This is a genomic window from Mangrovicoccus sp. HB161399, from assembly GCF_013184745.1.
Taxonomy (GTDB): domain Bacteria; phylum Pseudomonadota; class Alphaproteobacteria; order Rhodobacterales; family Rhodobacteraceae; genus Mangrovicoccus.
In genome coordinates this window covers 1-20,473 of the sequence record NZ_JAATVU010000060.1, presented here as the reverse complement: position 1 = coordinate 20,473, position 20,473 = coordinate 1, and the positions used below count along the sequence as shown (strand labels likewise).

At 68.0% G+C, this 20,473-nt stretch carries 17 protein-coding genes; 7 read left to right on the top strand and 10 right to left on the bottom strand.

Annotation, left to right across the window (positions count from 1 at the left end; translation table 11 throughout):
• Positions 1-93 precede the first annotated feature (93 nt).
• From HCC78_RS24305 to HCC78_RS24295, 3 genes are all read left to right on the top strand, one after another.
• Complete coding sequence (locus tag HCC78_RS24305; RefSeq protein ID WP_172331375.1) at positions 94-822, top strand: PAS domain-containing protein; 729 nt, start codon at positions 94-96, stop codon at positions 820-822.
• Positions 823-1,137: 315 nt separating this feature from the next.
• Positions 1,138-4,575 (top strand): pyruvate carboxylase, encoded by a 3,438-nt coding sequence (locus HCC78_RS24300; protein ID WP_172331374.1) that lies wholly within the window; start codon positions 1,138-1,140, stop codon positions 4,573-4,575.
• 1,665 nt (positions 4,576-6,240) lie between these two features.
• Positions 6,241-7,302, top strand: coding sequence for a hypothetical protein (locus HCC78_RS24295; protein WP_172331373.1), 1,062 nt, complete (start codon positions 6,241-6,243; stop codon positions 7,300-7,302).
• Between the two features lie 25 nt (positions 7,303-7,327).
• On the opposite strand, the gene HCC78_RS24290 is transcribed toward HCC78_RS24295, so the two are convergent.
• Positions 7,328-8,539, bottom strand: a complete 1,212-nt coding sequence (locus HCC78_RS24290) for a polyhydroxyalkanoate depolymerase (RefSeq protein ID WP_172331372.1) — start codon at positions 8,537-8,539, stop codon at positions 7,328-7,330.
• 114 nt (positions 8,540-8,653) lie between these two features.
• On the opposite strand from HCC78_RS24290, the gene HCC78_RS24285 reads away from it, so the two are divergent.
• Entirely contained in the window at positions 8,654-9,310 is a 657-nt protein-coding gene (locus HCC78_RS24285; protein ID WP_172331371.1) for a glutathione S-transferase family protein, read from the top strand.
• Between the two features lie 119 nt (positions 9,311-9,429).
• Positions 9,430-10,191, top strand: a complete 762-nt coding sequence (locus HCC78_RS24280; protein WP_172331370.1) for a hypothetical protein — start codon at positions 9,430-9,432, stop codon at positions 10,189-10,191.
• 18 nt (positions 10,192-10,209) lie between these two features.
• Here HCC78_RS24280 and doeA read toward each other — a convergent pair whose 3' ends face one another.
• The 9 genes from doeA to HCC78_RS24235 all read right to left on the bottom strand — a co-directional run bounded on the left by doeA (position 10,210) and on the right by HCC78_RS24235 (position 19,092).
• Positions 10,210-11,406 (bottom strand): ectoine hydrolase DoeA, encoded by a 1,197-nt coding sequence (gene doeA / locus HCC78_RS24275; RefSeq protein ID WP_172331369.1) that lies wholly within the window; start codon positions 11,404-11,406, stop codon positions 10,210-10,212.
• Positions 11,407-11,410: 4 nt separating this feature from the next.
• On the bottom strand, positions 11,411-12,376 hold the full coding sequence (locus HCC78_RS24270) for a cyclodeaminase (protein WP_172331368.1): 966 nt from the start codon (positions 12,374-12,376) through the stop codon (positions 11,411-11,413).
• Entirely contained in the window at positions 12,373-13,329 is a 957-nt protein-coding gene (gene eutB, locus HCC78_RS24265; protein WP_172331367.1) for a hydroxyectoine utilization dehydratase EutB, read from the bottom strand. The genes HCC78_RS24270 and eutB overlap by 4 nt, the downstream gene beginning before the upstream one ends.
• Complete coding sequence (locus HCC78_RS24260) at positions 13,323-14,042, bottom strand: ectoine utilization protein EutA (protein ID WP_172331366.1); 720 nt, start codon at positions 14,040-14,042, stop codon at positions 13,323-13,325. Before HCC78_RS24260 ends, eutB begins: the two co-directional genes overlap by 7 nt.
• Before the next feature lie 9 nt (positions 14,043-14,051).
• On the bottom strand, positions 14,052-14,498 hold the full coding sequence (locus HCC78_RS24255) for a universal stress protein (RefSeq protein WP_172331365.1): 447 nt from the start codon (positions 14,496-14,498) through the stop codon (positions 14,052-14,054).
• A 10-nt stretch (positions 14,499-14,508) separates the two neighbouring features.
• Positions 14,509-15,795, bottom strand: a complete 1,287-nt coding sequence (locus tag HCC78_RS24250) for a TRAP transporter large permease (RefSeq protein ID WP_172331364.1) — start codon at positions 15,793-15,795, stop codon at positions 14,509-14,511.
• A gap of 3 nt (positions 15,796-15,798) precedes the next feature.
• Positions 15,799-16,449: a TRAP transporter small permease gene (locus HCC78_RS24245; RefSeq protein WP_172331363.1), complete on the bottom strand. Its 651-nt coding sequence runs from the start codon at positions 16,447-16,449 to the stop codon at positions 15,799-15,801.
• 78 nt (positions 16,450-16,527) lie between these two features.
• Positions 16,528-17,538 carry a TRAP transporter substrate-binding protein DctP gene (gene dctP / locus HCC78_RS24240; RefSeq protein ID WP_172331362.1) on the bottom strand — a complete coding sequence of 337 codons (1,011 nt, stop codon included), beginning with the start codon at positions 17,536-17,538 and terminating at the stop codon, positions 16,528-16,530.
• 165 nt (positions 17,539-17,703) lie between these two features.
• A complete protein-coding gene (locus tag HCC78_RS24235) occupies positions 17,704-19,092 on the bottom strand; it encodes a PLP-dependent aminotransferase family protein (RefSeq protein WP_172331361.1) in 1,389 nt (462 codons plus the stop codon).
• Positions 19,093-19,176: 84 nt separating this feature from the next.
• Between HCC78_RS24235 and HCC78_RS24230 the strand changes: the two genes are divergently transcribed.
• A complete protein-coding gene (locus tag HCC78_RS24230; protein ID WP_172331360.1) occupies positions 19,177-19,791 on the top strand; it encodes a uracil-DNA glycosylase family protein in 615 nt (204 codons plus the stop codon).
• Between the two features lie 60 nt (positions 19,792-19,851).
• The gene (locus HCC78_RS24225; RefSeq protein WP_172331359.1) at positions 19,852-20,346 is read left to right on the top strand and encodes a hypothetical protein; all 495 of its coding nucleotides are present in this window, start codon (positions 19,852-19,854) and stop codon (positions 20,344-20,346) included.
• Positions 20,347-20,473: the final 127 nt, after the last annotated feature.

The window sequence follows — 20,473 nt, the reverse complement described above, 5'->3', positions numbered from 1 at the left end:
GCGGGTAAAAATGCACCCAAGAGCCATATTTGATTAAGCTTCCGGAAACCGTGACGGCCCACCCTGCCCCTGCGGCAGCGCAGGAGGGGACACATGCCGGAACCAGCCAAGCCGGACGGGATATTCGCAGTCTATGACAGCCTGGACATCGCCGTGATCCTGATGGAGCGGGAGCCCGGGGATCCGGTGTTCCGCTATGCCTATGCCAATCCCGCGCATCAGCGCCTCACCGGGCTTCACATGGCCGAACTCGCCGGTGCCTCGGCGGGCGACATCCTAGATCCCGGCCCCGCCGCCCGCATGGAGGCCCGGCAGGACCGCTGCATCGCGCGCGTCCGCCCCCTCGCCTTCACCGAGCACGCGCTATTCCATGGCCGGCGGCAGCACTGGGCCGCACTGCTGCAGCCGTCCTTCTCCGCGACCGGGCACGAACGGATCACCGGCTTCCTCCATCCGCTGACCGAGCCTGACCTGTCTGCGTCGCAGCGCGTCATCTTCGGGGAGTTCGCCTACCAGCTGGTTTCGGTCTCGATGCAGGCCGCTTCGGTGGTCGAGGGATTGGACCTGCTGCGCCGCCTGACGGGCGATCCCGCGCACCAGGCGATGCTGGACAACATGCACCGGCTCGGGCTGATGATGCGCCACGGCATCGACCGCATGTCCGGCCAGACCCGGGCCCTGTCGCGCGACGCCCTGCCGGTGGAGGACAGCAGCCCCGACAGCGACTGGCACCAGGCCGGGATGCCGAGCCTGATGATCCAGCGGATCCGCGCGCTCCTGGAAGACGGCCGCGACGAGGCGCCGGCAGCCATGCGGATCTGAACGGCACGGCAGCATCCGCGGCAGGCCGGCTCCGCTCCCATGCCGGGAATCGCCTGCAGCCGCTCCGCCCCGCAAGTCGCCATTCCGGCCCGGGTCCCGCTCCGGATGGCCGCGATGAGCCGCTGGCCCGCTTGGTGGCTTTCACAGGTGAACTTGCGCTTGAAGGCCGAAAAACAAGCATTTGGCACTCGCGACGCCAGATTCTTGGCGCAATATCTGTAACACTTTGACGCCGAGCGCGCACAAATGTTTGCCAGCCGATACTGCAGCCGCTAAGTCAGGCGCAGACGTCGATATTGGTAAGGATATGTGACCATGGCGGAGTTCTCGAAGATTCTCGTCGCAAACCGCGGCGAGATTGCGATCCGGGTCATGCGGGCGGCCAACGAGCTCGGCAAGAAGACTGTCGCGGTCTATGCCGAGGAAGACAAGCTCTCGCTCCACCGCTTCAAGGCGGACGAGGCCTACCGGATCGGCGAAGGGCTCGGCCCGGTCGCCGCCTATCTCTCGATTCCGGAGATCATCCGCGTGGCCAAGGCCTGCGGAGCGGACGCGATCCATCCGGGCTACGGCCTGCTCTCGGAGAACCCGGAATTCGTCGAGGCCTGCGACGCCGCGGGCATCACCTTCATCGGCCCGAAGGCCGAGACGATGCGGGCGCTCGGCGACAAGGCCTCGGCCCGCAAGGTCGCCGTTGCCGCGGGCGTGCCGGTCATCCCGGCAACCGAAGTGCTGGGCGATGATTTCGAGGCGATCGCCGAAGAGGCTGCCGAGATCGGCTATCCTCTGATGCTGAAGGCCTCCTGGGGCGGCGGCGGACGCGGCATGCGCCCGATCAACGATCCGTCCGAGCTGAAGGACAAGGTCGCCGAAGGCCGCCGCGAGGCCGAAGCCGCCTTCGGCAACGGCGAGGGCTACCTGGAAAAGATGATCACCCGCGCCCGCCATGTCGAGGTCCAGATCCTCGGCGACAAGATGGGCAACATCTACCACCTCTACGAACGCGACTGCTCGGTGCAGCGCCGCAACCAGAAGGTGGTCGAGCGCGCGCCCGCCCCCTACCTGTCGGAAGCGCAGCGCGAGGAAATCTGCGAGCTCGGCCGGAAAATCTGCGCCCATGTGAACTATGAATGCGCGGGCACGGTCGAATTCCTGATGGATATGGAGACCGGCAAGTTCTACTTCATCGAAGTGAACCCGCGGGTCCAGGTGGAGCACACCGTCACCGAGGAAGTCACCGGCATCGACATCGTCCAGGCGCAGATCAAGATCGCCGAGGGCAAGTCGCTGATGGAGGCGACCGGCAAGGCCAGCCAGTACGACATCAAGCTGACCGGCCACGCGCTGCAGACCCGGATCACCACCGAGGATCCGCAGAACAACTTCATCCCCGATTACGGCCGCCTGACCGCCTACCGGTCCGCGACCGGCATGGGCATCCGGCTCGACGGCGGCACCGCCTATGCCGGCGGGGTCATCACCCGCTACTACGACTCGCTGCTGGTCAAGGTCACCGCCAAGGCGCAGACGCCCGAAGCCGCGATCAAGCGGATGGACCGCGCTCTGCGCGAATTCCGGATCCGCGGCGTCAGCACCAACATCGACTTCGTCATCAACCTGCTGAAGCACCCGGTCTTCCTCAACAACGAGTACTCGACCAAGTTCATCGACACGACGCCCGAGCTCTTCGACTTCAAGACGCGGCGCGACCGGGCGACCAAGGTGCTGACCTATATCGCCGACATCACCGTCAACGGCCATCCCGAGACCGCCGGCCGGGTGAAGCCCGCCTTGGCGAAGGAGCCGCGCGCGCCGCAGGTCGAACCGGGCACCGCGCCGGAGGGCACGCGTAACCTGCTGGACTCCGAGGGCCCGCAGGCCGTGGCCGACTGGATGGCGGCGCAGACCCGGCTCCTGCTGACCGACACGACGATGCGCGACGGGCACCAGTCGCTGCTGGCGACGCGGATGCGCTCGATCGACATGATCCGCGTGGCGCCGGCCTATGCGGCGAACCTGCCGGGGCTGTTCTCGGTGGAATGCTGGGGCGGCGCGACCTTCGACGTGGCCTACCGCTTCCTGCAGGAATGCCCCTGGCAGCGGCTGCGCGACCTGCGCGCAAAGATGCCGAACGTGATGACGCAGATGCTGCTGCGCGCCTCCAACGGCGTCGGCTACACCAACTATCCCGACAACGTGGTCGAGAGCTTCGTCAGCCAAGCCGCCGCCTCGGGCGTCGACGTGTTCCGGGTCTTCGACAGCCTGAACTGGGTCGAGAACATGCGCGTCGCGATGGATGCGGTGGTCGAGGCGAACAAGGTCTGCGAGGGCACGATCTGCTATACCGGCGACCTGCTGGATCCGGCGCGGTCGAAATACGACCTCGCCTACTATGTCGCCATGGGCAAGGAACTGAAGGACGCCGGCGCGCATGTGCTGGGCCTGAAGGACATGGCAGGCCTGCTGAAGCCCACGCAGGCGGGCATGCTGATCAAGGCGCTGAAGGAAGAGGTCGGGCTGCCGATCCATTTCCACACCCATGACACCTCGGGCGTCGCAGGCGCGACCATCCTCGCCGCGGCGCAGGCCGGTGTGGATGCGGTCGACGCGGCGATGGACGCCTTCTCGGGCGGCACCTCGCAGCCCTGCCTCGGCTCGATCGTCGAGGCGCTGCGCCACACCGAGCGGGACACGCTGCTCGACATCGGCAAGATCCGCGAGCTGTCGGATTACTGGGAAACCGTGCGCGCGCAATACGCCGCATTCGAGTCCGGCCTCGCGGCGCCCGCCTCCGAGGTCTACCTGCACGAGATGCCCGGCGGACAGTTCACCAATCTCAAGGCGCAGGCACGCTCGCTGGGGCTGGAGGAGCGCTGGCACGAGGTTGCGCACATGTATGCCGAAGTGAACCAGATGTTCGGCGACATCGTGAAGGTGACCCCGTCGTCGAAGGTCGTGGGCGACATGGCGCTGATGATGGTCAGCCAAGGTCTCAGCCGCGCGGAGGTCGAGGATCCGAAGAAGGACGTCGCCTTCCCCGACTCGGTCATCGACATGATGAAGGGCAACCTGGGCCAGCCTCCGGGCGGCTTCCCGGAGGGCATCGTCGCCAAGGTGCTGAAGGGCGAGAAACCCAATACCGAGCGTCCCGGCAAGCACCTCGCCCCGGTCGACCTGGAGGCCGAGCGCGCCAAGCTGGCCAAGCAGTTCGGCGTGGAGATCGACGGCGAGGATCTGAACGGCTCGCTGATGTATCCCAAGGTCTTCGCCGACTACATGACGCGCCACGACATGTACGGCCCGGTCCGGACGCTGCCGACGCGCACCTTCTTCTACGGCATGGAGCCGGCCGAGGAGGTCTCGGTCGAGATCGACCCGGGCAAGACGCTGGAAATCCGGCTGCAGACCGTGGGCGAGACCCAGGATGACGGCGACGTGCGGGTGTTCTTCGAGCTGAACGGCCAGCCGCGGACGATCCGCGTGCCCGACCGCAAGGCCAAGGCCTCCTCGGCGGCGCGGCCGAAGGCCGAGACCGGCAACCCGAAGCATATCGGCGCACCGATGCCCGGCATCGCCTCGCAGGTATCCGTCAGCCCTGGCCAGGAGGTGAAGGAAGGCGACCTGATCGCGGTGATCGAGGCGATGAAGATGGAGACCGGCCTCTATGCCGAGACCGCGGGCAAGGTGAAGGCGGTCCACGTCACGCCCGGCGCGCAGATCGACGCCAAGGACCTTCTGGTCGAACTGGAATGACCCATGGGGCGGCTTCCGGGCCGCCCCTGCCGATTTCGGCGGGATCCGTTCGGCGATGACTTCCGCACCGGCTGAGGGGCCGGACGCCGCGGCGCTCCCGGCCCTGCCGCCCGCGGCACGCCAGATGCATTTTTTCCGCGCCTTCCCTGACGGACGGCGCAGCCATGCCTCGGATCGGCAACGCAATCGAGGATGGCGCCGCAGAGCTCCGCCACGGAATGCGCGCTTGGCTTCGCCGCACTCTGCCAAATCCCCCCGCAGCATTGCACGGGCAACCGGGCAGCGGCTTCCGGGCCTATGGGGAACTTCCCTCCATTGGCCGGCCTCTCCTCGATGGAGGTGCATTTCCCGCAGATGCCCAAGGGCGGGATCCGTGCGGCATTCCTGCTCACGCGCTTCAACTTCGCAATCTCGGGGGAACGCGCCCATCCAGCCTCGCCGCACTTGCTGCAGCGCCCCGTCTCCGGCTCCCCGGACGCCGGGGACCGGCATCGGATCCATCGATGCACTCGCTGCCCCGCCGAGGCGGCAACATCCCGGCATCGGCGGCACGCGTTTTGAACCTCGCGCCGCCGAACATCCCCCCCCCCTTGCGCGATCTGGACATCGGCACGCCTCTCGCCGGGGACACCCCCCGATCGCCGATAAACGGATTGGGGCAGTTCCATGCTAGGACTATCCCCGTCCCCGCAGACGGTGCAACGCTCGAACGGCTCCCGGAAATGCCCGTGGCGAGGCGATCGCGCGGACCGGCGCCCCCCCTTGCCTGTCTGCGCCGTTCCCGTCCCGGGCCGGAACGGCGCGCCTTCTCCGCCGCCGACCACGCCCGCATCGATCTGCCGGTCTTGCTGCCGGGGACGCCGGACGGCCCGGACCCGAGCCCGCTGATGCTCCCTCTGGCAAGATCGGCGACGCGCCGAAGCGGCAGTTGCATCCGCTTCGGCGCGGCACAGTGGAAACGCTGCCACGGCCCGCTGACCGTTCCGGGGACGGGCAGGAAGGCTTGAAGCCGAGCCGGAGTTCTCTGCGCCGAAGATGCATCGCCGGATCGGCAGGAAATGACGCGCGTCCTGGGAAGAGGCACCTGACGGGGCATGCGCTGGATCAGCAGCGCGTTGCCGTCACGCACGGACCGGACCGGCGGCAGCCCTCAGGTCGAGGTCCTGGAAATGCAGCGGAGGCGCAATGCGCTGCCCGACCTGGGCACGCATGGAGCCTTCCGTGCCATGGGAGCGGCATCCGGCGCCCATCCGTGGTTCTCGGCAGGGAACGGCGCCCGGTGCGCGGCCCTTGTCCGGCCGCAACGGCCGCGCGACAGGAAGGTCAAGCGGGCGCCAGCCGACAACGCACCGATCAAGCGGCTCGCCCGCGAGGGCAGAAAAGCCGCCGGAGACAACCGCCGGAGCCGGCGATGCCGGGAGAATAGCCCGGCCTCCGTCCATGCCCTCGCCATCTTCTCTGCCGCCCCCTGTCGGCGCGCGCCAATGCCCTGTGCCGCCCCCGCAATCGGCCAGATCCGCACCGCCGCGGGTCGGCGGCCGCCGCCAAGGCAGCGGCAATTTTCCCCCAATTGACGGCTTCTGCCCCGCGGCATGCGCCGCTAGGATGGAACGGGGATTGCCGCGCCACCGCGGCAGCCGAGAGACTTCCGGAAAAGGGCCCGCCATGGACGAAGTCCTGCTGCATATCGGGATGCACAAGACCGGGACGACCTCGATCCAGTCCGCCGTCGCGGGCTATGACGACGGCGAGACGGTGCATGCCCAGCTCCAGTTCCCCAACCATTCCGCACCGCTCTACACCGCTTTCTCCTCGGGCCGCCTGCAGTACCATTTCTGGCGCAACTTCGGCTTCGGCCCGGCCCAGATCGAGGAGCGCCGGACCGCCTATCTCGCCATGCTCGACGCCCAGCTCGCCCGGAAGGACCGGCGGCGGCTGCTGATCTCCGGCGAGGACATCAGCATCCTCGCGCCGCCCGACAAGGTTGCACTGATCGAGTTCCTGGCTGCGCGCGTGCCGAAGATCCGCGTGATCTGCTACCTGCGCTCGCCCGCGGGCTATGCCGGCTCTGCCTTCCAGCAGCGCATCACCGGGGGAATCTCGCAATTGCCGCTGCATTGCAGCCCGCTCTACAAGCTCCGGGTCGAGGCCTTCCGCCGCGATCCGCGCGTCACCGCGCTGGATGTCCGGGAGTTTTCCCGCGACCGGCTGGTGGGCGGCGACGTGGTGGAGGATTTCGCCGCCCTGCTCGGGCTCGATGCCGGACGGCTGGTCCGCACCAGCCTGAACGAGAGCCTCGGCGAGACCGCGACCAAGCTGCTCTACCATTTCAACAAGGTCATGCCGCTCTCGGGCGGGGACAAGGTGCTGATGCAGGCGCGGCAGGAATTCGCCCGCGAGCTGGCCGCCACCTATCCCTCGGCGCCGATCCCGGCGCATTGGCTGGGCGCGCTCGCCGATGCCAGCGAGGTGGACTACGTGGCCGGGCATTTCGGCTTCGCCTTCGGCAGCGGAGAGCAGGACGCGCCGCCGTCGCGGGACGAGCTCGAGGCCTACATGGCGGATCTTTCGGCAATCGACCTTGCCGGGCTCGACGGGCTGCTGGCGGGCCATGGCCTGGCCGGGCGCTTCCCCGGTGCCACGGAAAAATTGGTGCGGCTGTACCTGTGGCATGTCTACGACCGCCAGATGGCCGAAGCGGCGCGCCGGCAGGCCGCGCCGGCCTGACATCCCCGGCACGGATCCGGCCGGATCACTCCATCGCGAGGATCAGGTTCTTCACCTGCGGGTAGATCTCGTTCTCCCAGCGGCGGCCGTTGAACACGCCGTAATGGCCGACATTGGCCTGCAGGTGGTGCCGCTTCAGATGCGGGCGCAGCGAGGAGCACAGCTCGTGCGCCGCCGTGGTCTGGCCGAGCGCGCAGATGTCGTCGCGCCCGCCTTCCACGGTCAGCAGCGCCGTGCGCCGGATCGCGGAGGGCTTCACCTTGCGGCCCCTGTAGGTGAATTCGCCGGTGGCCAGCTCCGCCTTCTGGAAGATCCGCTCGATCGTCTCGAGGTAGAATTCCGCGCTCAGGTCGAGCACGGCGAAATACTCGTCGTAGAAATCCTTGATCTTCTGCGCCTCGCGGAACTCGCCCTTGGACAGGTGCCCGAACAGCTTCTTGTGCTGGTCCTGGTGGCGCTCCATGTTCATCGCCATGAAGGAATAGAGCTGGACGAAGCCAGGATAGACCTTGCGCCCCGCCCCCGGATAGCGCGAGGGCACGCGCGCGATGACGTTGGTCTCGAACCAGTCCATCGGCTTCTCGTTCGCCAGGTCGTTGACCATGGTCGGGCTCTCGCGCACGTCGATCGGCCCGGCCATCAGCGTCATGGAAACGGGGGTCGCCGGATTGTTGTCCTCTGACATGACCGCCACCGCGGCCAGCGCCTGGACGCAGGGCTGGCACACCGCGAGGATGTTGGAGCCGGGGCCGATATGTTCGAGGAACTTGATGAGGTATTCGACATAGTCTTCCACCCCGAAGCTTCCCGCCGACAGCGGCACGTCGCGGGCATTGGCCCAGTCGGTGATGTAGACGTCATGGTCGCGCAGCAGCACCTCGACGGTGCCGCGCAGCAGGGTGGCGAAATGGCCCGAGAGCGGCGCCACGACCAGCACGGGCGGCTGCGGCGTCTCGATGTCCTTCCGGAAATGCAGCATCTGGCCGAAGGGCAGCGACAGCGCGACCTCCTCGGTCACGGTGGCATCGAAATTGCCGACCTTCACCTTGTGGATGCCGAAATCCGGCCGCGAATGGCTGAGATGGAAGCGCGAGACCATCTCCATGGACGCGTCGAAATACTGCGCCGCTCCGTTCAGCATCTGCCCCCAGGGCGTGCCGCCGAGGCGCATGTTGCGTGCCATCATCCGGACAGGTGCAATCACGTCGTCCTGGAACTGGTAACCCATGTACAGCATCTTGCCTGCCCCCTGCCTTGTCGCAGCATGTTTGCCAGAAAAAAGTTAGTGCATGTTTCGCTGCGCTGCGACAGTATTATTTGCAGTGCGGCATGAAACGCGGGGAACCCGGCCATGGCTCAGGCAACTTTGACCATTTCTTCCAAGAATTACTCGTCCTGGTCGCTGCGCGGCTGGCTCCTGTGCAAGCTGGCGGGACTCGATTTCGAGGAGAAGCCGGTCTCGATCGACGATCCCGACACGCGGCAGGAACTGCTGCTGCTTTCCCCCACGGTGCGCGTGCCGCGGCTGGCGCATGACGGCGTCGAGGTCTGGGACACGCTCGCGATCGCGAACTACCTGCACGACACCTTCCCCGATGCCGGCATGTTCCCTGCCGACCGCAAGGCGCGCGCGCATTGCCGGGCGATCTCCGGCGAGATGCATTCGGGCTTCTTCAACCTGCGCTCGGCACTGCCGATGAACATCAAGGCGCGCCACGCCAAGTTCAAGGTGTTCTCCGGCGCCCGCCCCGACATCGCCCATGTCAAGGAAATCTGGAGCGAGTGCCTCGACGCCTATGGCGGCCCGTTCCTCTTCGGCGCGGCGCCCTCGGTGGCGGATGCGATGTTCGCCCCGGTCTGCACCCGCTTCCGCACCTATGCGGTGGAATTGGAGCCGAAGCTGCAGGCCTATTGCGACACGATCTTCGCCTGGGCGCCCATGAAGGAATGGGAAGAGGCCGCCAAGGCCGAGCCCGACGAGATGGTGGAACTCGAAGTCGAGTTCTGAACGGCCGCCGCGCGCCGGGGAGGCCGGGAAAACCGGCCTTGCCCCGCAATCGGCCCGCCAGGCCCGTTGACCGCCATGTCCCCGCCGGCAAGCCTCGGCAAAAGCCGAGGAGAACTGCCATGGTCCGGGGAAGCCCCGCCGCCCTTGCCGCCATCCTGACGCCTGCCGCCCTCGCCGCGCAGCAGCTGCCCAGCGTCGACGACCTCCGCGGCGCGCTCTTTATCTGTTCCGGCGGGCAGGTCTCGCGGAAGTCCGTCGAAGCGCAGGCAGAGGTCAACGCCTTCGTCAGCATCTTCCGGCGCAGGCTCGGTGCCTCTGCCGATCTCGGCGGCGCAAGGGCCGAGAGCGAGATCGGCGGGGTTTTCGAACAGACGCTCGGCGAGGACGAGCGTCTGGAAGCGTTCCGCATCTACCAGGGCTGCCTCGCCGATTTCGTCGCGCCGCTGCTGACCGCCGAAGGCGGAACAGGGCCCGGCGTGCAATCCCAGCGCGCCTACCGTGCCGTGGTGCACGAAGCCTACCACGCCGGAGATCTCGCCTTCGTCACGCTGGGCCTGTCGCAGTTCTACGGACGGCAGTACCTGGGCATCGATCCGGAAACGTTCCGCGGAATGGCCGGATCCGGCGCGATCTATTCGCTGGAGGATGCCGGAGGGCTTGCCGATTGCTCCGGCGCCGGAAATCCGCGCAATTGCGGCTATGCTGCCGGGCCCGGGGACACGCTGTCGGTCATCCTGACCTTCCGCCGCACTGCCGGGACCGCTCCGGTGGCGGACACCGTGAACTTCTCCTTCTCGGGCAACCTGATCCATGGCGGCATCCCGGCCAATCTCGGGATCCGCCAGATTCCGCTGGTGCCGCTGTCGGGCGGGGACGGCTGAGCGCCGCCCCCGGATCCGTCAGTCCTTGATCAGCATCTTCCGGGGGATGTTGCAGAAGATCTCGGGCTCGTGCTCGGTGATGGCGATCGACTCGGTGGTCTCGTAGCCCCAGTTCTCCATCCAGAGACCGGTCATGAAATGGAAGGTCATGCCGGGCTGCAGCACGGTCTTGTCGCCGCGGCGCAGCGACATCGTGCGCTCGCCCCAGTCGGGGGGATAGCTCAGGCCGATCGAATAGCCGCAGCGGCTGTCCTTCTCGATCCCGTGGCGCTCCAGCGCCGCGAAGAACCCCTTGGCGATGTCCTCGCAGAGGTTTCCCGGCTTGGCCGCTTCGAGCCCGGCCTCCATGCCTTCCAGCACGGCCTGCTCGGCATCGAGGATGTGGCCCGGCGGCGTGCCCAGGTAGATCGTCCGCGACAGCGGCACGTGGTAGCGCTGGTAGCAGCCGGCGATCTCGAAGAAGGTCCCCTCGTCGGGCTTCATCGGCAGGTCGTCCCAGGTCAGGTGCGGCGCCGCCGCGTCCGGGCCCGAGGGCAGCAGCGGCACGATTGCCGGATAGTCGCCGCCATGGCCCTCCCAGTCGTCGTAGCGCAGGCCCGCATCGTAGATTTCCGCCACCAGGTCGCATTTGCGGATGCCGACCTCCACCTTCTCGGCGATGCGGCGGTGCATCCGCTCGACAAGCCGCGCGGCGGAACGCATGTAGTCGAGCTCCTTCTCGGACTTCACCGAACGCTGCCAGTTGATGAACCCGGTCGCGTCCTTGAACGTGGCATCCGGCAGCCCGCTGGCCAGCCGCTCATGCGCCCGCGCCGAATACCAGTAGTTGTCCATCTCCACGCCGATATGGCCCTTGTCCCAGCCCTTGTCCTTGAGCTTGGCGCAGAGGTATTCCATCGGGTGGCGTTCGGTCGACTGCACGTAATGGTCGGGATAGCCGATCACGTGGTCGCGCTGCATCCAGACCGTGCGGTAGGCGCCCTGCGCATCCTGGCCGCGGCCGAACCAGACGGGCGGGCCGTCGGGGCCGACGACCACGCATTGATGCACGTAGAAGGACCAGCCGCCATAGCCCGCGACCCAGGCCATGTTGGACGGGTCGGAGAGGATCAGCATGTCGAAGCCGTCCTTCTCCATCTGCGCGCGGATCTTCACCAGACGCGCCTCGTATTCCTCGGTCGTGTAGCGTTCCGGAGTTCTCTGCAGCTTGTTCATCGGTTCATTCCTGGTCGAAGGCGGCAAGCGCCCTTGTGGCGATCGCGGTGTCCTGCACGCCGGTGCCGGTCAGATCCGCGATCGTGATCTGCTCCGGCGCCGTCCGGCCGGGACGGCGGCCGGTGATGACCTCGCCGAGTTCCGGCAGGCTGCCGTCATCGGCGATGGTTCCGGCCGCCAGCGCGGCGCGCAGCTCGCCCATCTTCCGGGTCTGGGCCAGCCTGTCGGCAACGTAGAGGTCCGCGCGGGCAAGGCAAGCGGGATCGAGCTCGCCCTTCCCGGCCTGGTCGCTTCCCATGGCGGTGACATGCTGGCCCGGGCGCAGCCAGTCCGCCATCAGGATCGGCTCGGTCGCGGGCGTCGTCGTGACGATGACGTCGGCAAAGCCCGCCGCCTCGGCCGGATCCGCCGTGGCGCGCACGGCAAGGTCATTGCCGCTCAGCTCTGCAGCGAGCCTGCCGGACTTGGCCGGGTCGCGCGCCCAGATCACCGCCTCGGCGATCGGACGGACGAGACAGAGCGCACGAAGCTGCATCCGCGCCTGCAGGCCGGCACCGAAGATCGCGGCCCTGGCGGCGTCCCCGCGCGCCAGATGCCGCGCCGCCACGCCGCCCGCCGCCGCCGTGCGCACGTCGGTGAGATAGCCGTTGTCGAGAAGCACCGCCCTCACCCGCCCGGTTTCGGTGGACAGCACCACCATCAGCCCCGAAGTCGAGGGCAGGCCCTTGGCCGGATTGTCGAAGAAGCCGGGGGAGATCTTGACCGCGAAGCCCGGCAGCCCCGGCACATAGGCGGTCTTCACGTCCACCTCGCCGTTCACGTCGGGCATGTGCATCGACATCACGGGCGGCATTTCCACGCCGCCCTCCGCCAGCCGGGCGAAGGCGCGCTCCACCACGTCGATGGCCCCGGTGTCGAGCGCGATGCGCGCACGCAAGTCAGTTTCGTGCAGGATGCGGATATCGCTCATCTTTCGCCCTCCATGACGGCGCGGTGCAATCCCGGATCGATGTTGCGCCCCGAGAGCAGCAGGACCAGCGGTCCCAGCTCGGCGCGCAGCTTGCCCGCCAGCACCGCCGCCGCGCCGACCGCTGCCGCGCCCTCGACGGTCTCGCCTTCCTCCGCCGCGAGGAAGCGGATGCCTTCGGCGATCTCGTCCTCGGTCAGCAGGATCAGTTCGTCCATCAGGTCGCGGCAGAGGACGAAGGTCAGGCGGTTCTCCAGCCCGATGCCGCCGCCGAGGCTGTCGGCCAGCGTCTCCAGCTCCTCGACCTCGACCGGATGCCCGGCGGCAAGGCTTGCCGCCATGGCGGCGCCGCGCTCCATCGAGATGCCGATGATGCGGATGTCGGGTTTCAGCGCCTTTGCCGCCAGGGCCACCCCCGCCAGCAGCCCGCCGCCCGAAAGCGGAATCGCGATGGCCGCCGCTTCGGGAAGCTGGCCGAGGATTTCCAGGCCCAGCGTGCCCTGCCCGGCCACCACGTCCGGATGGTCGAAGGGCGGGATAAGCGCGAAGCCTTCCTCGCGCTCCAGCCGCCGCGCCTCCTCGAAGGCCTCGTCCTGGCTGGCGCCGGTGACGCGCGCCTCGGCCCCCAGCGCCTCGATCGCGGCGATCTTGTTCTTCGGCACCAGGCGCGAGACGCAGATGATCGCCGGGATGCCCAGCTGCCTGGCCGCATGCGCGAGCGCCCGGCCGTGATTGCCGGTCGAGGCCGTGGTCACGCCCGCCGCCTGCCCCAGCTGCGCCGCCGCGTTTGAGGCGCCGCGCAGCTTGAAGGCGCCGGTTTCCTGCTCGTGCTCGCATTTCAGCCAGACCGGCCCGCCCGCGGCCTCCGACAGGCCGGCCGAGGCGCGCATCGGCGTCTCCCGCACCATGCCGCGGATGCGCGCCTGCGCGGCGCGGATGTCCTCCAGCGTCACCATGACCGCCAATTCTCCCTCAGGCGATAGAGCGATCCCGGCCCCGTCGCCGGGATGCCCGCAATGTCGAGCGCCGCCCAGAAGGCGGCCTGGTTCGAACTGATCACCGGCTTGCCGATGCGCTCCTCTATCTCGCCGATCACCGGCAGCGCGGGCAAGGCCGTGCAGGACAGGAACAGCGCCTCCGCCTCCGGGTGGTCGGCCCGCAGCGCCGCCGAAATCACCTCTTCGCGCGGCAGGAGCGCCATCTCCCGGTCGTCCTCGTGCCCCAGCGACAGTTCGGACACGACTTCCAGCCCCTCCGCCCCGAACCAGTCCGCGACCAGCCGCGCCGTCTCAGGCAGATAGGGCGTCATCAGCGCGATCCGGGTGATCCCGAGCCCGGCATAGGCCCGCCGCGCGCCGCTGAGCGGGGTGACCACGGGGGCCCGCCCGCCGATCGCCGCCTCGACCTCCGGGCCGAGAACGGCGGCGGCAGAAGTGCAGCCGAAGATCAGCGCCTCCAGCGGCACGCCCGGCACGATCAGATCCGCCGCCCCGGCAAGCCGCGGGCCAGTCTGCCTGAGGCTCTCCGGCGTGGTCGGGTTGTCGAAGGCGATGCGCGCGACATGCAGCTGCGTGCCCGCGGGCATCAGCCGCGCCGCGTCGGCCTCGATCGTCAGGTCGGTCGCCAGCGCCACCAGCCCGAAGCGGCGGACAGGGTCGCTTCCGTACATCGGCGGACCTCAGGCCACGAGGACCGGGACATCCGCCAGGCTGGTGACCTTGTGGCTCACCGAGCCCAACATGTAGCCCTCGGTCGAGCCCAGCCCGCGCGAGCCGACCACGATCAGGTCGCAGTCCTTCTCGCGGGCGAAGGCATCGATGCTGCGGGCGTAGGGACCGTTGCGGATGAAGGCCTGCACCTTCTCCGCCCCCAGCACTCCGGCGGCATGGGACTTGGCCTCCTCGGCCGCTTCCCGGGCGGTCTGGCGCATCATCTCGTCGAGATTTCCGCCCGGCTCGATGCTGCCGCGCACCATCGACAGCGACGCCTCGAGCATCGCGTGATGGCGGTAGACGGTCAGGATCACCAGGTCGGCACCCGAGAGCTTCGCCAGCCCGCAGGCGGTCTCCAGCGCCTCCCAGGCGCCCTTGGAGCCGTCATAGGCGATCAGGATGCGGTCGAACATCTGGACTTCCTCACTTGCCGAATGCCACGTCGCGCAGGAAGAGCGCGATCTGCGGGAAGAAGATCAGCAGCACGGCCACGCCGAGCAGCATCAGGATGAAGGGCGGCGTCCCCTTGACGACCTCCGCATAGGGCCGCCGGAACACCGCGATGGCGGTGAAGATATCGCAGCCGAAGGGCGGCGTGGCGCTGCCGATGGCGACCTGCAGGGTGATGATCGTGCCCACCAGCACCGGGTCCAGCCCCGCGGATTTCACCACCGGCGCGAAGATCGGCACCAGGATCAGGATCACCACAATCGGATCGACGAACATGCAGCCGACGAAGAAGGCGACCGAGATGGTGAAGAGGATCGCGTAGGGCCCCATCTGGTCGATGCCTATGCCGGCCAGCACCTGCTGCGGGATCTGGGCGAAGCTGATCACGTAGGAGAATGCCGCGCCGGCGCCGACGAGGATGAAGACGACGGCGGTGATCAGCCCGGTCGATTTCGCCGTGGCATAGAGCTGCTTGACGGTCATCTCGCGGAACACGCCCATCTCCAGGATCAGCGCGTAGAGCACGCAGGCCGCCGCCGCCTCGGTGGGCGAGAAGATGCCGCCGTAGATGCCGCCGACGATGATCACCGGGAAGCCCAGCGGCCAGAGCGCGCGGCGGATGGCCTGGCCGCGCTCGGCCCAGGTCGCCTTGGGTTCGGTCGGAACGTCATGGCGGCGGGCGTAGAGGTACGAGTAGAACGAGAACAGCATCAGGATCAGCAGCCCCGGCCCGATGCCCGCGATGAAGAGCTCGGAAATCGAGGTGCCCGACACCACGCCGTAGATGATCATGCCGATCGAGGGCGGGATCAGGAAGGCGATGTCGGAGGCGTTGACGATCAGCGCCAGCACGAAATTGTCCTTGTACCCGGCCTTCAGCATGCGCGGCCGCAGCGGGCCGCCGACCGCGACCACCGTCGCCTGGGTGGAGCCGGAAACCGCGCCGAACAGGGTGCAGGCGGTGGCCGTAGAGACCGCGAGCCCGCCCTTCAGGTGGCCGACGAAGGCCATGACGAGGTCGATCAGCCGGTTCGCCGACTGGCCGCGGGTCATGATGTCGGCGGCAAAGATGAACATCGGCACGGCGATCAGGCTGGCCGGGCGGATGCCCGCCAGGATCTGCTGCACCATCGTGTCGAGCTGGCCGAGCCCGCCGAACAGCGAGACGAAGCCGATCAGCGATCCGGCGATCAGCGGGATCATCATCGGGAAGCCGAGGAGGAGCAGCACGATCATCGTGCCGAAGATGGCAAGGCTCATGGCTCAGACCTCCTCTTCGCCGTCATTGTCATAGCCTTCCATCGTCGAGGTGGAGAGCCAGATATCCGCGTGGATCACGTTCTTGATGGCCGTCAGCGCGTATTGCAGCCCGGTCAGGAAGAAGCCGAGCGGCGCCCAGACGATGATGTACCACACGGGGATCTGCAGCGCCGGCAGCAGCCGCCCGCGCGAGGCCTGGGTGGTCACGTAGTCCACCGAGTACCAGCAGAGCAGGAACATCGCCGCCGCGGTGATCACCGCGATCGCCACCATCAGCGGCTTGCGCAGCGGCGGGGCCAGCGCGTCGAAGATCGCCGACATGCGGATATGGCGGCCATGGCGCGCGGCATAGGAAATGCCCGCGAAGGTGATCAGGATGATCAGCGCCTGGTTCAGCTCCTCGGAGAAGAACAGGCTCTCGCCGAGCAGGTAGCGCCCGACGACATTGGCAACGGTATTGAGCGCCATCAGCAGCACGCCCGCGGCGAGCAGCACTGCCTCGATCTTCGCGATGGCGACGTCGATCGTGCCGAGAACGCCGGGAAGGCCGGAAACATAGGCCGAGTCGTCGATGTCGTCGTCGACCCCCGGCACCTGCGCGTCGGCGATGACGTCCGGATCGGCCGCGCGCAAACGCGGGTCATCTGCATTCATGGCAGCAGTCCTTGCTTGGCTGGGGAGGCAGTCTCTGGGAACCGGGCCGCTCCGCGCGGCCCGGACATGCGCGGGAGGTCAGCTGTCGCCGGCCGCCGCGAGATCCGCCTTCATCTGGTCGAGGATGGCCTGGGCATCGTCGCCGCCGATCTTGAGGAACTCGGCCTCGACCGCGTCGGCCGTGGCCTTGAACGGCGCGCGCTCCTCCTCGGAAAGCGTGGTGATCGTCATGGAGGGCTTGGCCTCCTTGATCTTCTCCAGCGACTCCTCGGTCAGCCCGTCCTGGTAGTCGATGATGTAGTCGAAGGCCGCCGACATGGCGTTCTTGACGACGGTCTGGTCCTCTTCGGAGAGGTCGTCGAAGAACTCCTTGTTGGCCATCACCGCGGTGGTGAAGTTGTTGTGCCCAGCCCGCGTGATGTAGTCGGTCACCTCGTACATCTTGGTCGACTCGATGAAGAAGGCCGGGTTCTCCTGGCCCTGGATGATGCCGGTCTGCAGCGCGCCGTAGACCTCGCCCCAGGGCAGCGGCGTCGGCGTGGCGCCGAAAGCCTTGTAGCTTTCCACGAGCAGCGGGTTGGTCATCACCCGGAACTTCACCTCGTCCAGATCGGCCGGACCGGTCACCGGCTCGGTCGTGGTCATCATGACCTCGCCTTCCGGGAACATGGTCAGCAGCTCAAGACCCTGCTCGGCATAGAGCGGCGGGAAGAGCTCGTGGATCGCCTTCGAATTGCGGAAGAAGCTGACCAGCTGCTCTTCGTTCGACGGCAGCAGGTAGGGCACGAAGAACACCTGGGCCTCGGGGATCAGCGCCCCGGTGAAGCCCGGCGACTGGTCGACGAATTGCAGGATGCCGGACTGGGCCTGCTCCATGATGTCGGCGGACTCGCCCAGCGTGCCGAACGGAAAGAGCTGGATCTCGTGGTCGGAATTGGCCTCCACCTCCTCCTTGAACTTCTGGGCGAACTTGCCCTGGACCTCGTCCATCGCTTCTTCGAATGCGTAGCGCCACGTATCGGCGGAAGCCGCCCCGGCTCCGATCATCAGGGCAAGCGCGCTGGCGGCGAAAATCGTTCTGCGGGTCATCTGTCATTCCCCTTGTCTGGTGCAAAACCGGCGCCAAACCGATTTGGAATTCACCTTTCCTGGTGCGGCGGCCCCTCTGCCGCCGTGACTGCCCCAAGCCTCAAAGCAGGCCAATCTCATGTCAATCCGAACATTGAACCATGACAATCCGGCCAAACCGGCGTTTCAGGCGGATCTTTCCGCCGAAATGCGCCAGTCGCGCAGCAGCGGCCGGAGCCGCGAAAGCCCCTCCATGAGCGCCGCCCGCGAGGTTCCGCCCAGGCAGATCCGCGCCGCCGGTCCGGTCTCGCCCGCGCGGAAAGCCGCCCCCGGCGTGAGCGCGACATCCTGCTGCAGGGCAAGGTCGAGAAAGGCCTCCTCGGCGGTTCCCTCCGGCAGGGCAAGCCAGCGGTGGAGCCCGTGATCGTGGCCCTGCGCGGCCGGCCCGAGGAAATCCGCGGCGATCCTGTTGCGCTCTGCCAGCTCGGCGCGCTGCAGCGACAGCAGCGTCTCGGCAAGGCCGCTGCCGATCCAGTCGGCGGCGATCTCGGCGATCAGCGGCGTCGCCATCCAGCCGACCGACAGGTGCCTGCCCGCTGTGCAATCCGCCATCCCTTCGGGCATGACGAGAAAGCCCAGCCGAAGTCCCGGCGACAGGCACTTGGTGAGCCCGGTGAGGTAGAAGCTGCGCTCCGGCGCGAAGCGGGCCACCGGCAGCGGCCTCTGCGGGACCAGCGGGCCGGTCGGATCGCTCTCGATCACCCAGAGATCCGCGCGCCTCGCCGTCTCGGCCAGCGCCTCGCGCCGCGCCCTCGACAGGATCCGCGCCTCTGGCCCCGCCCCCGAGGGCAGCAGGAACACCGCCTTCATCTGTCCCGCCGCCGCCTCGGCCGCCTCTGCCAGCGCCTCGGGCAGCATGCCGCCGCCGTCGGCGGGAATGCCCGCCAGCCGCAGGTGCAGGTGCCGCGCGGCAGGCATCAGGCTGTGGCAGGTGGCGGCATCCGCCGCGATCACGTCGCCCGGCCCCGCCACCGCCATCAGAGCGGCGAACATCGCCGGGGTGACGCCGTTGGTCATCAGGATGCGCCGCGGCGGCAGGTCGAGCCCGCAGCGCGCCAGCCAGGAGGCCGCGGTCTCGCCATGGCGCGCCGCGGCGTCGCCGGGATGGAAGGACTGCATCGCCGCTTCGGGCATGTCGCAGGCCAGCCGCGCCAGCGAGGCGCTCCAGGCTTCCTCCGCCTGCGCCAGCCGCACCGGCGTCATCAGCGACAGGTCGATCGGCTCGCGCCCCCTGCCCGGCTGGTGCCACGGCATCGCCTCGGCGGCGGTGGAGGCCGGCTTGACGAAGCTGCCGCGCCCGACCTCGCCCGAGACCAGGTCGGCGCGGATCAGTTCCTCGTAGGCCCGGCTGACGGTCTGGACCGAGACCCCGAGGCGCCAGGCCATGTTGCGGTGTGGCGGCAGGCGGTCGCCGGGGCGCAGGCGGCCGGACTCGATGGCCGCGGCTATGCCCTGGGCGAGACTGCGATAGGCGGGACGGGCGATGTCGTTTTTGGTGAGCGGCCAATGGGACATGCGCTGCAGTCTCGCGCAGGAGCGGCGGCATGTCCAGTTCGCCGGGACTTTTGCCCGCGGCGGCGCCGCGCTATCACCTGCGCCATGTCCGAGCGCCCCGATGACAGCCTTGCCGGAGAAATCGCCGCCTGCCGCCTCTGCGCCGGGCGCTTCGCCGCCACCGCCACGCGCCACGCGCCCCGACCGGTGCCGTGGTTCCGGCCCGGCACGCGCATCCTGGTGGCGGGCCAGGCGCCGGGGCTGCGCGTCCACAAGGTCGGCCGCCCGTTCTTCGACCGCTCCGGCAACCGGTTGCGCGACTGGATGGGGATCGGCGCCGAGACGTTCTACGACCGTTCGCTGGTCAGCGTGTTGCCCACGGCGTTCTGCTTCCCGGGCTATTCGGCGAAGGGGTCGGACCTGCCGCCGCCGCCGCTCTGCTGGCAGACCTGGCATGCCCGCGCGCTGGCGGAGATCGGCGAGGTGCCGCTGCGCCTGATCGTCGGCAGCTACGCGATCCGGCGCCATCTCGGGCTGAAAGGTCCCCTGACCGAGATCGTCCGGGGATGGCGCGCCCATGCGCCCGGCACCTTCGTCCTGCCGCACCCGTCCTGGCGCAACAACGCCTGGCTCAAGGCCAACCCCTGGTTCGGGAAGGAGCTGCTGCCGAGCCTCCGGGCAGCCGTCCGGGACGCTCTTGACGGGCTGCCGCAAGGCTAGCGTCCGAAGCTCGGAGCCGGGCTGGCACGTCACGCACGGAACCATCGCTGGGTAGAGCGCGTGCCAAAGACAATCGCCGCCAGGATCTACCGTGCCTGCGGAGCGCATGAATGGTCAGCCAACAAGGACTGGTTTCTCGGCGCCTTGGGACCCCGCGCCCTCCGCAAGCGCAGCCATCGCCGTGGCGGAGCGCCAGAAGGGCAATTTTCCGGCACGGGCAGCAACTCGGAAAAGTGGCTCGCACCCACCGGTTCTGCCCTTGCCGAGGTGCGGGGAGGCGCCGTTCCCACACGCCCGCGCACGCTCACCGCGTCCGATCTGCGCAAGGCCGAGGACACCCTCGCCAGAAGCATTGCAGAGGCAGAAGAGGGCAGCACGCGCCGGGACCGGCATGAGCGCGATCGGTTCATCTTTTCCGTCGGCTGCGGTGCCGGGCTCCGGGTCGAGGAAACGCAGAATGCGCCGACGGCAAAAATCATGACGCTCCGCTTGCAGAACGCTGGAAAGGCGGAAACTCTCCGTGACGGGCAAGTTTGGCAAGACACGCGAGCGTGAGCGTGCCGTTCGCGGTCGCCGTGAAGTAGCCCTTTGACCTTGCCCCCGGATCCCGGACTGGGGCGATATTCACTATGCTTCCATCGCGGCGGCCATGTCGATCCGTGTCTGCTCGGGCGTGCGGTAA